A 12,435-nucleotide genomic window follows, 5' to 3' on the forward strand; every position below is an offset into this window, starting at 1 on the left:
TTTGACACATCCTTATCAACTATCTTATGAGAGCCGCTCCCGCTTTTCTTTGTCCAGCTTCAGCGGCCAGCGCCTAGTGGACTTCGGTCCATACGGCGCTAAACGGCCGCTTCCGCATGGTTTTAGTGCCCGACTAGTTCTTTTGTTTCTTCCAGCCTTACGGAAACTAGCTTCGATACTCCTGATTCCTGCATTGTGACGCCGTAGAGGACATCGGCTTCTTCCATTGTTCCCTTTCGGTGGGTGATGACAATGAATTGAGTACCTGCGCTATACCGCTTCAAATACTGGCTGAATCTGTAGACATTCGCCTCATCAAGGGCCGCTTCTACTTCGTCTAGTATGCAAAAAGGCACCGGCCTTACTTTAAGAATCGAAAACAAGAGTGCAATGGCAGTCAATGCCCGCTCGCCGCCGGAAAGCAGTCCCAGGTTTTGCAGTTTTTTACCTGGCGGCTGGGCAACAATGTCCACACCCGTGTTCAATAGGTCCTCGGGCACTGTCAGTCTAAGGTCTGCACGCCCTCCTCCAAACAACGCCTTAAAGACAGGCTCGAAATGCATCCGGATAGCAGAAAAGGTTTCTTCAAACCGCTTAATCATTTCCTCGTCCATCTCCCCGATGACAACAAAAAGGGTATCCTTGGCTTCCTGAAGGTCATTTTTTTGCTCAAGCAAAAATTCATAACGTTCGGAGACCCGTTCATACTCTTCAATTGCTCCAAGGTTGACATTACCAAGTTCTTCAATAGACCGTTTAATTAGCCTGACTTTTCGGCGTGCCTCTTCCGGCGGTATCGTCAATGGATGTTTTTCCTTTGCCCCTTCAAATGTAAGCAAATATTCTTCACGAAGATGGACTAGTTTATTTTCCAGCTCGACATCAAGCCTATTCAGTTTTACTTCCTCATCCTTTAATGCTTCTGCCATGCCGCGATGCTGTCTTTTTAATTCTTTCGTTTCAGCTTCGGACTGCTCTAATGCAGCGAAAAGGTTCATCCTTTCCTTGCGGCGTTCGGAAATCAATTTCAGAGTTTTTTCTTTATCGCTGAGTTTTTCTTCAGCAGCGACAAGAAGCTGTTCTTCCCCTGACGAGCTCCCATCCATTTCAGAAATGAGCAGTTGCAAGTCTTCCGTTTGCGTATCAAGCCTTTCAGTTAGCGCGGTTAGCTCCTCTGTCACTCTTTCAACCTGAATTTTTGCATGCGTATATTGTTCGTTTTTGGAAGCAAACATCACTTTTAGGTTATTGATCTCATCATTTAAGGCCTCTCTGGACGTCAAGGCCTTTGCTTTTTGCTCAGATAGCTCAGTTATTTTCTTATCCAGAGAAGAAATTCGATCTTTCGCGGATTGAAGACTTTGTTCAAGCTCTTTCTTTCTAGCTAGCAGCTTATTTCTATCTTCTTCAATTTGGCTTTTCTCCATATCATAAATAGACAGCCGCTCACTGATATTTTTAAGTTCCAACTCGGCCTCGCGCAGCTTCCCTTTCAAGCGCTGCTCCTCAAGACGTTTTTCTTCTCCTGTCCTCCTAAACTCTTCAAGGGAATCCACTTTAGCCTGAACTTTACTTTTAAGCGTTTTTACCAATGATTCAAGCTGGACCGTTTTCTCTTCCATATCCCCAAGCTTCGCTTTTATTTCATCGAGTTCGGTTTTCCTGCTCAACAGGCTAGAGGAGTTCTGTTTTACTGATCCGCCAGTCATAGAACCGCCAGCGTTGACGACATCCCCTTCTAGCGTTACAACCCTCATTCTGTATTGCAAAGCACGGGCAATTTCGTTAGCACCTTTTAAATCCCTTGCAACCAACACATTTCCAAGCAAATTCTCTATAACTTGCCGGTATTTCCCTTCAAAGGTAACCAGGCTTGAAGCTGTCCCAATAAAAGCGGGATGGTTCCCTGCTTGTTCTAACTGGGCAGCACCGGGAAATCTTCCTTTAATGACACTCAACGGGAGGAACGTTGCCCTTCCGGAAGCTTTCTTTTTCAAAAACTGAATCGCATTCCGGGCGCTTTGTTCTGTATCCACAATGATATGCTGAAGTGAGGCGCCAAGTGCTGTTTCAATGGCAGTCTGATATTCTTTCGGAACATCGACGACTTCAGCGACCGCTCCTTCAATTCCTTGAAGCTCTCCTCCCCGGGCTTTAAGGACTTCTTTTACCCCATGGAAAAAGCCGTTATAGTCCTCCTCCATATCTTCCAGCATTTCTTTTTTCGATTTTGCTTGCTGCAAAAACTGATAGGCTTGATAGAGCAACTTTTCCTGCCTTTGGTATTCGGCTTCGAGACTCTCCAAGTTCCGCTTCTCAACAAGGTAGTCTTTAACCTGGCCTTCAAGTTCTTTAGCAGCTATGTCAAGTTCCGCTTGAATTTCCTTCGTTCTGCTTGTTGCTCCCTCTCGTTCATCGAGGAATCGCCGATTTTCCTCATCTAGGCGTCCGCCTCTCCTCTCAAGCTGTTCAAGCTGCTGGCCGACAAGCATTGCCTCATTCCGCGCTCCCGCCTGTGCATTCAGTTCCTCAATATATTCACTTTTGAGTGATTCTAGTTTTTCTTCCGTGTTCCCACTGAACAGGCTTAACTCTGCTTGCCTGTCCTTCAGCTGCTGCTGAAGGTCAGCCGCCTCCCTGCCGAGATTTGCCGCAATATCAATGAGCTTTTTCCTTTCAGCATCAAGGGCTTTCTTTTTATCTGTTAACTCCCCAATGCTGTTTTCAAGCTGCTTTCTGTTTTGTGCTGCATTTTTCTTGCGCTCCTTGAGGACTTCTTTTTTTCCCTCAAGCTTTTCGAGTTCCTCACTTGCGTGAAGCAGAACCGTTTGCAGATCGCTGATTGATTCGTCTAAGGCGGCAATCCTGTCCCGTGTCTGCTCAATTTCCGCCTCTCGTTTTTGCAACGTTGCAGAAAGTTTCATTTCCTCTTGTTTATGTTCCTTCAGCTTTTGTGAGAGCTGTTCCCATTTCCCATGAAGTTCTTCAATATCGTAGACTGTCAAAGCAACTTCTATTGTTTCAAGTTCTTCTTTCTTATCTTTATAATCTCTCGCGATAGAAGCCTGGATTTTTAAAGGCTCCACCTGGCCCTCCAATTCATGGAGTATATCCTGGACCCTGTTTAAGTTGTCCTGTGTCTCGGCCAATTTCATTTCAGCCTTTTTTTTCCTCTGCTTATATTTCAGGACCCCGGCTGCCTCTTCAAAGATAGTCCTCCGGTCCTCTGCTTTACTGTTAAGGATTTCCTCGACTTTCCCCTGGCTGATGATTGAAAAAGCTTCGCGTCCTAGGCCGGAATCCATAAATAGTTCTACGATGTCCTTCAGCCTGCATGGCTGCTTATTGATTAGGAATTCACTTTCTCCCGAGCGGAATACCCGCCTTGTTACACTGACCTCGTTATAATCAATGGCAAGCTTCTCGTCTTCATTATCGAGTGTTAGAGTCACTTCCGCAAAATTGAGCGGCTTGCGCGAATCACTTCCGGCAAAAATAATATCTTCCATTTTCGTACCGCGAAGTGATTTTGCCGATTGCTCCCCTAGCACCCAGCGGATGGCGTCAATCACATTGCTTTTTCCGCTTCCGTTCGGACCGACTACCGCTGTAACCCCGGGAACGAAGTCGATTCCAATCCGTTCGGCAAAAGACTTGAAACCTACCACATCAAGCCGTTTTAAATACATTCCTTGCTCCTTCTCCGGCATGCGCCGGTTTTCTCTGATGTTATGGCTGTTCCCCTGGCTTTAGCCGGGATAATGCCATTTGCGCAGCTAGCTGTTCAGCTTCTTTTTTAGACCGGCCCGTCCCGGTTCCAAGTACCTTGCCATCTAAAGAAACCCTTGAGACAAACTCGCGATTATGGGCAGGGCCCTTTTCTTGAAGTACTTTATATTCGATGTTTCCTGCACCATCTCGTTGAACGTATTCCTGCAGTTGGCTTTTATAATCCATGACATGTGAAAAAGCACCAGCATTAATTTTCGGATACACTATTTTCTCCATGAATCCATTGACTGCCTGGAGCCCATTATCAAGGTAAAGAGCGCCAATAAAAGCTTCAAAGACATCCGCCAATAGTGCCGGGCGCTCACGGCCTCCCGTCATCTCTTCGCCCTTGCCGAGCAAAATAAGTTTTTCGAATGAAAGTTCATTTGCAAAAGATACCAATGATGGTTCACAGACAATGGCAGCGCGGAGCTTTGTCAGCTCCCCTTCGCTCATCATTGGATATTTTTTAAAAAGGAACTTTGATACGGTTAATTCCAATACGGCGTCCCCCAAAAACTCAAGACGCTCGTTGTCTTCGAAAGGCTTACGGCGGTGTTCATTCACGTAGGATGAATGGGTAAATGCCTGCCTCAATAGTTTTTCATCCGTAAATTGGATGCCGATACGGGCCTGGAATTCTTTAAATAAATTTTCTTTTGCGCGGTATGCGGCTGAGGTTTTTTCCTTTTTATTGCGCATAAGTCTCCACCTTGCTTTTATATGTACTTATAGGAATAGATCCAATAGTTCTATAATACAGAAGAAAGCTCCGTTTGAAAACGGAGCCTTGAAGATAAGCAGCGATTATTTTTTGCTATTTATGTAGTTAACAGCATCACCAACTGTGCCGATTTTCTCAGCATCATCGTCTGAAATCTCCATATCGAACTCATCTTCCAATTCCATAACAAGTTCAACTACATCAAGGGAATCAGCGCCAAGATCATCTTTGAAGGAAGCTTCAAGTGTCACTTGGGATTCGTCCACACCTAGGCGGTCTACGATGATCTTTGTTACGCGTTCTAGTACTTCTGCCATGCTTGTCACCTCCCCTCAAGCTATTATAGATTATTTCCCTATAGGAATAAAGTTAAAACTGAACGAAATTTCGTCTTCTGCTTTTCTTATGATCTAGCTGCGGCGGCTAGGAGCTCGGGGTCTTAAGCCAATCCTGCAAGAAGGCAAAGAACGCCTTCTGGCCGGCTCGTCTTAAGCCTGTCACCCCTGGGAGCCGCCTCCGCTTTTCTCTGTCCAGCTGCGGCGGCCAACGCCTAGTGGACTTCGGTCTCCTCCTTACGATAAGTCAACATCGATTCACTCCGTTCATCGTGTTTCCTTTATCTCGTTCGGAGCCCTCCAGTCCATACGGCGCTAAACGGCCGCCTCTGCTTTTCTTATTACATGACCATTCCGCCGTCTATGTGCAGGGTTTGCCCTGTCATATAGGAGGCGTCATCTGATGCTAGGAAAACAACTGCTTTGGCGATATCACGCGGCTCACCGAATCTTGCCAGCGGAATCATTTTTAGCATTTCCGCCTTTACATCTTCAGTCAGCTTATCTGTCATATCAGTCGTGATAAAACCTGGAGCGACCGCATTCACGGTAATATTCCTTGAAGACAATTCTTTGGCGGCCGTTTTTGTCAAACCGATTACGCCTGCTTTTGCGGCAACATAGTTAGCTTGCCCAGGATTTCCGCTTACCCCGACAATCGAGGCAATATTAATAATTCTTCCGCTGCGCTGCTTCATCATTTGGCGCGTGGCTGCTTTCGTGCAAAGGAAAACGCCCTTCAGGTTGATATTGATGACATCATCCCATTCGTCTTCCTTCATTCTCATCAAAAGGTTGTCCCTTGTAATCCCGGCATTGTTGACGAGAACATCAAGGCTTCCGAAGCGGCCGATCGTTTCTTTTACCATCATGGCGACGGCATCTGGGTCAGAGACATCTCCCTGGATAGCAAACGCTTCTCTTCCCATAGCCTTAATTTCTTCAGCCACTTCATTTGCTTTTGCTTCACTGCCTGCATAATTGATGGCGACATTTGCTCCCTGCCTGGCTAGTTCAAGGGCGATTTCACGTCCGATTCCCCTTGAAGCACCTGTTACAAGGGCTGCTTTCCCTTCCAGTCTCATTCTTTTTCCTCCTTAAGGGCCCTAATCGTTTCACGGCAAGTCTCCTCATTTGAAACAGAATAAATGGCAACGTTTCTGTCGATTTTTTTGACCAGGCCACCAAGGACTTTTCCGGGACCAAATTCAATAAAAGTGTCGACGCCAAGCTCAATCATTTTCTTGACCGAGTCTTCCCAAAGAACCGGGGAGTACAATTGTTTCACAAGATTCTGTTTAATTTGATTCGCGTCTTCCATTGGGAGGGCGTCTGCATTCGCAATAACCGGTATGGAAGCAGTCTTAATTTCGGCCCCATCCAGCACTTCGCTCAACCTGTTGGCGGCAGGCTCCATTAGGCTCGAATGGAAGGGTCCGCTTACTTCGAGCATAATGACCCTTTTCGCTCCTGCCTCTTTTGCCTTTTCACCGGCACGCTTTACTCCTTCGACTGTTCCAGATATGACAATTTGACCGGGGCAATTAATATTTGCCAATTGAACTGGATAACCAGAATCAGTGACAGCTGCTGTTGCTTCCCTCAAAGGAACCCTATCCAGCCCAAGGACAGCAGCCATCGTTCCAAGGCCGTCCGGCACAGCCTCCTCCATAAATTCGCCTCTTTTTCTGACGATGCGCACCCCGTCATCAAAGGTAATAGCTCCGGCAGCAACAAGCGCAGAATATTCACCAAGACTGTGTCCGGCTACATAGTCCGCTTCGATGCCAGACTCACGGAATAATGCCAAAAGTGCGGTGCTGGCAGTCAGAAGAGCAGGCTGTGTGTTGACTGTCTTTGTAAGCACTTCCTGAGGGCCTTCAAACATGATGCTGCTTAAGTTGTATCCGAGCAACTCATCTGCCTTTTTAAAAAGAGTTTTGCTCGGTTCATGATTTTCGGCAAGTTCCATTCCCATGCCTACAGTCTGGGAACCTTGCCCGGGAAAGATAAATGCAATTTTACCCATTTTCACACCTCAATGTTAAGATTCAGTACGGGCTGCAGCAGAATCTTCTGCAGCTTGTTTAATTAGTCCGGTTACATTGTTAGAAACCATCTCGCGAGTTTGCCTAATCGCGCTAAAGATGGCTTGTGCATTCGAGGAACCATGCGCCTTGACGACAGGCGCTTTCAGCCCGAACAAGGCCGCGCCTCCGTACTCGGAGTAATCCATTTGATCCTTCAGCACTTTTAAATCAGGTTTTAAAACAGCTGCAGCAAGCTTGCTTTTTAGAGATGCAGTCAATGCTCCTTTAAGCATTTTGAAGACTGACATCGCTGTCCCTTCGACGGTTTTCAAAACCATGTTCCCGGTAAACCCGTCTGTCACGACAACATCAGCTACTCCGTTCAGCAAGTCCCTAGCCTCAACATTGCCTACAAAATTAAGGTTGGATTCCTTTAATAGAGCATAAGCTTGTTTTGTCAGATCTGTGCCCTTCTTTTCTTCTGTACCAATATTCAGAAGGCCGACCCTCGGGTTCGCCGTCCCCCCCACCTTTTCCCAGTATACGGAGCCCATTAATCCGTATTGGAAAAGATGCTCTGGTTTTGCATCAACATTCGCTCCGACATCGAGCAGCAAAAACCCTTCGTTCCCGATTGTCGGTAATGTTGGCGCCAGCGCAGGCCTGTCGATCCCTTCTATCCGGCCGACTACGAACAGTCCGGCAGCCATGAGGGCCCCAGTGTTGCCGGCCGAGATGCAGGCATCTGCCTGTCCATCAGCGACCTGGCGCGCCGCAAGGACCATCGAAGCATTCTTTTTTCTTCTCACAGCCCGGACAGGCTCGTCTGTCCCAAGGATCACTTCTTCTGTATGTAAAATGGATATCCGGTCATGTCCTGAAAAGTGTTCCTTAATTTTTTTCTCGTCCCCGACAAGGGTAATTTGTATATCGCTAAAAAGGTCGGCTGCTTTTATGGCACCAAGGACGATCTCCTTAGGCGCATGGTCGCCGCCCATCGCATCAATTGCCAGCCTCATGTTCATTGCCACCTCTATTTTTATTTGAGCGGAACATTTCAAACTCGCCAATGAATACGGGCTCATTATTCACATAGCTTTTGACTTCCACAAACGTCCTGCCGTGTTCATGATCAAATCCGGTGACCTTTGCCTTTGCGATTACACGCTCACCCTCATGCACTGAACGTTTGAATCGCAAGGATGATTTGGCCGTTAAAGCAAGTTCATCATTAATGACCGCTACCGCAAGCGAGTTTGCCTGTGCAAACAAATGATGTCCACGGGCGATCCTGTTCCGTTTAAATACATGCTCTTTCTTGATATCCAATATGGAAATGGCGCTTTGATCCAGTTCCATATCAATAATCTCCCCGATGACCTCCTCAAGAGGGAGGGAGCGCACTTCATCTTCAAATCTTTTTTCGGCAACATGTTTAATCCGTTCCCGAAGCTCTGGAATCGATAGCTCGAGCCGGTCGAGCCTGATCGTCTGGACACTGACAGAAAAAAGCTCCGCGAGTTCCTCATCCGTAATAAAAGGATTTTCCTTTATTGTCAACACCAATTCCTGCTGCCGTTCCTTTTTATTTCGCCTCATCCGATCCACCGCCATTACTCTTATGACTAGGTACTAATAGTAGTATATAAGCAAGATATCTAGAATGCAAGACAAAAAAATGCTTGAAAGGGGGATCAATCAAGCTTCTCCCCTTTCAACACCCCGGCCTCCTCGAGTTCAGTACGGAGTCTCCCGTATTCAGGTGCTTCCCAAAACGCCCTTGACTGGACAAGTTTTGCGGCATCATCCCTCGCTGTTTCCAAAGCCCGGTAATCATGGACCATGTCAGCTACTTTGAATTCTGGGACGCCACTTTGCTTTTTGCCAAAGAAATCCCCCGGTCCTCTTAACTCTAAATCTTTTTCACTCACAACAAAGCCATCATTTGTTTCAGTCATGATCTTCATTCGTTCTTTCCCGATTTCTGATTTCGGTTCAGCCAAGAGGATGCAATACGACTGATCACTTCCCCTGCCAACCCTTCCTCGAAGCTGATGGAGTTGTGCAAGCCCGAACCGCTCTGCATCATATATAACCATCACTGTAGCATTTGGCACATTGACGCCCACTTCAACCACCGTTGTCGATACAAGAATCTGGATTTGATTTTCTGCGAACGACCGCATCACCTCTTCCTTTTCGGCAGAAGGCAGACGGCCGTGCATAAGGCCGACTTTGAAACGGTTTTGGAAATAGAAGGTGAGTGAACTGTGGACGTCTATCGCATTTTGTACGTCCAGTTTGTCGGATTCCTCAATAAGCGGGCAAATGACATAAGCCTGACGTCCCTTGTGCAATTCCTTCTCGATAAACCCAAGCACCCGCTCAAGCATATCTTCGCGCGCCCAGTATGTTTCAATCGTTTTCCGGCCGGCCGGCATTTCATCAATGACAGATACATCCATCTCACCAAAGACAGTGATAGCCAGAGTCCTTGGAATCGGAGTAGCCGTCATAAAGAGCACATCGGGTTTTTCTCCCTTTTCCCTTAAAATTCTGCGCTGTTCGACCCCAAACCGATGCTGCTCATCCGTAATAACAAATCCAAGTCTAGCAAAAGAAACTTCCTCCTGAATGAGTGCATGGGTTCCAACAAGAATATCGATCTTTCCTTCAGCTAATTCCGCTAGTAGTTCTTTTCTCGCTTTTCCTTTTACTGAACTTGTTAAAAGCGCGCATCTGACATGAAAGGGATCGAAAATCTCTTTTAAAGAAGCTGCATGCTGTTCCGCCAGAATTTCTGTTGGGACCATCAAAGCTCCCTGCCTACCCGTGGTTACACTGGCATACAAACAAATGGCCGCGACGACAGTCTTCCCTGAACCAACGTCCCCCTGAAGCAGGCGGTTCATCCTGTACGGGGATTTCATATCAGTAAGGATTTCATTCACGACTCTTTTTTGTGCGCCTGTCAGCGGAAATGGGAGACGGTCTATAAATTCTTTTACCTTATCCAAATCATATTTCTGGACGATCCCCGGGGTTTGCTCCCGCTCAATTTTCCTAAGGGCCTGCATTTTCAGCTGGAAGGATAGGAACTCTTCGTAAACAAACCGGCGCCTCGCCTTTTGAACATCTTCCGGTATTTCAGGAAAATGCATCGTTTCAAGCGCCTCTCTCCGGTTTGGAAGCCTGTATTTCCTGACTAACCCATCCGGCAGCGTTTCTTCAATATCGTCCCCATACATAGCGAATGCCTGAGCAATATACTTGCGCATGTTCCTCATTGTCAGGCTTCCCTTCAAAGCATAAACAGGTTCGAACAATTTCCCGCGTCTGTTTTCCCCAAAGTGCATTTCGGAGACCGTAATCGCCATCCGATGCTGGTCCCATTTGCCGGTAACCGTGACAGTTTCGTTAATCGTAATTTTATTCTTCAAATAAGGCTGATTGAAGATGATCGCCTGGACGAGATAGCGCCCGATGAGCAGGCGGACCGTCATCCTGGACCTCTTTTTGCCAAAACGGGCAAGGGAAGGCTCGCTGTGAACCTTCCCTTCCACGGTTATTCTCTCATCATGCTTCACATCAGCGAGGTCGCGCAGCCTGTAGTCTTCGTAACGGAACGGAAAATGTTCGAGCAGGTCCTTAATTGTTACAATATTCAGGCCGGCAAGAAGATCTGCCGTTTCGTCGCCAATTCCTTTCAGCACTTTTACTGATTGCATGAGGTTCTTATTCACTGTTTTATGTGCGGGATTCCAAAGATTTTCGCTTCCAGCATTTTGCCGGTTGGAGTCGCCGCCAACCCTCCCTGTGCGGTTTCTTTTAAAGCAGTTGGCATCGACTGGCCAATCTTGTACATCGCGTCAATGACTTCATCGCAAGGAATCCTGCTCTTGATTCCCGCAAGAGCCATGTCCGCGGCAACCATCGCGTTAGATGCCCCCATCGCATTTCGTTTAACACACGGGACTTCCACTAACCCGGCAACAGGATCGCAGACGAGTCCAAGCATGTTTTTCAATGTAATGGCCATTGCTTCGGCGCATTGCTCGGGAGTTCCTCCGGCTAGTTCTACCAAAGCGGCGGCAGCCATACCCGCTGCCGAACCTACTTCCGCCTGGCAGCCTCCCGCGGCGCCGGAAATCGAGGCATTATTAGCGACAACAAACCCAAAAGCGCCGGATGTAAATAAGAATTGGACCATCTGCTCTCTTGTCGGGTTCAATTTATGTTTTACAGCGAATAATGTACCAGGCACAACACCAGCGGAACCAGCCGTAGGAGTCGCGCAAATGGTTCCCATTGCTGCGTTCACCTCATTTGTGGCTACAGCCTTACTGACCGCGTCAAGCAGCGTTTCGCCGGACAAAAAATTCCCTTTTTTGATATATTCCTGTAATAAAACGGCATCTCCGCCAGTCAGTCCGGAGTGAGATTTGACTCCACTTATCCCCCGTTCAACAGCTTGTTCCATGACCTCTAAATTCCGGTCCATCTGGCCGAGCACCTCTTCCCTCGAACGGCCGGTCACTTCCATTTCCTGTTCAATCATGATTTCCGATATTTTTACATCTCTGCTGGTCGCAAGTTCAACCAGCTCTGCTACGTTGCGGAACATCCGCTTCACCCCTTTATTTCCCCAATTGTCTAATCAACAATTTTGGTCACTTTTAAGATATTAGGCAGTTTTTCTATCTCGTTAAGTATATCCTGCCCAATATTATGGTCCACCTCAATGGTCATCAAGGCCATCTTCCCTACTTCTTTCCTCGAGACCTCCATGTGGCCAATATTAATTTTATTGTTGGCAAGAATATTTGCCACATTCGCAATAGCGCCGAACCGGTCATTATGGACAACTAAAATTGCCGGATGATGGCCGGAAAGTTTCAATTCAAAACCATTCAGTTCGGTTATTTCTATTTTCCCTCCGCCGATTGATATACCAACAAGCTCAAGCTCTCCTTTATCATCACCAATCATAACTCTCGCTGTATTTGGGTGATCTGCCAGGGCATCTTCTTCTATGAATCTAATTTTCATCCCTTTTTCAGTTGCAAGGTCAATAGCGTCAATAATTCTTGGATCATCTGTTTCAAAATCAAGCAAGCCGCCTACAAGCGCCACATCTGTCCCATGGCCCTTGTACGTTTTTGCAAAAGACCCGTATAGCGAAATGTTCACCCATTTAGGCTCCCGGCCAAAAAGGCTTCTCGCTACTTTTCCAATGCGCGCGGCACCAGCCGTATGGGAACTCGAAGGCCCAATCATGACCGGGCCGATGATATCAAAAACACTTTTATACTTCATTTTCCACTTCCCCTTGTCGACTCCGGGCAGAACCCGTTCATTTGTTGAAACCTATCCTTTATTTTACCGAATCTCAACGCGATTTGACAATTTTTTATTAAGTCTGTGCCAGTCTGTTTATTTTGCTCCTATTATAGGTTGAACTAGAAGTTTTCTTTTCATGGTGAATCTTTGTTGATTTGCGCTTCACAAAGGAAAGCTTCTGAGAATAATCATCGCAGGGACACAAAGGAAAGCTCCAAGGAATTTGCATCGCAGA

10 protein-coding genes are annotated in these 12,435 nt (G+C 46.8%); all 10 read right to left on the reverse strand.

What is annotated here, in order from left to right:
* Positions 1-122: 122 nt before the first annotated feature.
* The gene (gene smc, locus D1B31_RS17125; RefSeq protein ID WP_118922893.1) at positions 123-3,689 is read right to left on the reverse strand and encodes a chromosome segregation protein SMC; all 3,567 of its coding nucleotides are present in this window, start codon (positions 3,687-3,689) and stop codon (positions 123-125) included.
* A gap of 40 nt (positions 3,690-3,729) precedes the next feature.
* Positions 3,730-4,473 carry a ribonuclease III gene (gene rnc / locus D1B31_RS17130; RefSeq protein WP_118922653.1) on the reverse strand — a complete coding sequence of 248 codons (744 nt, stop codon included), beginning with the start codon at positions 4,471-4,473 and terminating at the stop codon, positions 3,730-3,732.
* A 105-nt stretch (positions 4,474-4,578) separates the two neighbouring features.
* On the reverse strand, positions 4,579-4,812 hold the full coding sequence (locus D1B31_RS17135) for an acyl carrier protein (protein ID WP_118922655.1): 234 nt from the start codon (positions 4,810-4,812) through the stop codon (positions 4,579-4,581).
* A 359-nt stretch (positions 4,813-5,171) separates the two neighbouring features.
* Positions 5,172-5,915, reverse strand: coding sequence for a 3-oxoacyl-[acyl-carrier-protein] reductase (gene fabG, locus D1B31_RS17140; protein ID WP_118922657.1), 744 nt, complete (start codon positions 5,913-5,915; stop codon positions 5,172-5,174).
* Complete coding sequence (gene fabD / locus D1B31_RS17145; protein ID WP_118922659.1) at positions 5,912-6,859, reverse strand: ACP S-malonyltransferase; 948 nt, start codon at positions 6,857-6,859, stop codon at positions 5,912-5,914. Before fabD ends, fabG begins: the two co-directional genes overlap by 4 nt.
* Before the next feature lie 15 nt (positions 6,860-6,874).
* Positions 6,875-7,879 (reverse strand): phosphate acyltransferase PlsX, encoded by a 1,005-nt coding sequence (gene plsX, locus D1B31_RS17150; RefSeq protein ID WP_118922661.1) that lies wholly within the window; start codon positions 7,877-7,879, stop codon positions 6,875-6,877.
* Positions 7,863-8,459, reverse strand: coding sequence for a transcription factor FapR (gene fapR / locus D1B31_RS17155; RefSeq protein ID WP_118922663.1), 597 nt, complete (start codon positions 8,457-8,459; stop codon positions 7,863-7,865). The genes plsX and fapR overlap by 17 nt, the downstream gene beginning before the upstream one ends.
* Before the next feature lie 95 nt (positions 8,460-8,554).
* On the reverse strand, positions 8,555-10,588 hold the full coding sequence (gene recG / locus D1B31_RS17160; protein WP_240035323.1) for an ATP-dependent DNA helicase RecG: 2,034 nt from the start codon (positions 10,586-10,588) through the stop codon (positions 8,555-8,557).
* Between the two features lie 11 nt (positions 10,589-10,599).
* Entirely contained in the window at positions 10,600-11,484 is an 885-nt protein-coding gene (gene sdaAA, locus D1B31_RS17165) for an L-serine ammonia-lyase, iron-sulfur-dependent, subunit alpha (protein ID WP_118922667.1), read from the reverse strand.
* Between the two features lie 29 nt (positions 11,485-11,513).
* The gene (sdaAB, locus tag D1B31_RS17170) at positions 11,514-12,176 is read right to left on the reverse strand and encodes an L-serine ammonia-lyase, iron-sulfur-dependent subunit beta (protein WP_118922669.1); all 663 of its coding nucleotides are present in this window, start codon (positions 12,174-12,176) and stop codon (positions 11,514-11,516) included.
* Between the last annotated feature and the right edge of the window lie 259 nt (positions 12,177-12,435).

The organism is Neobacillus notoginsengisoli (assembly GCF_003515685.1).
Lineage (GTDB): Bacteria > Bacillota > Bacilli > Bacillales > Cytobacillaceae > Bacillus_D > Bacillus_D notoginsengisoli.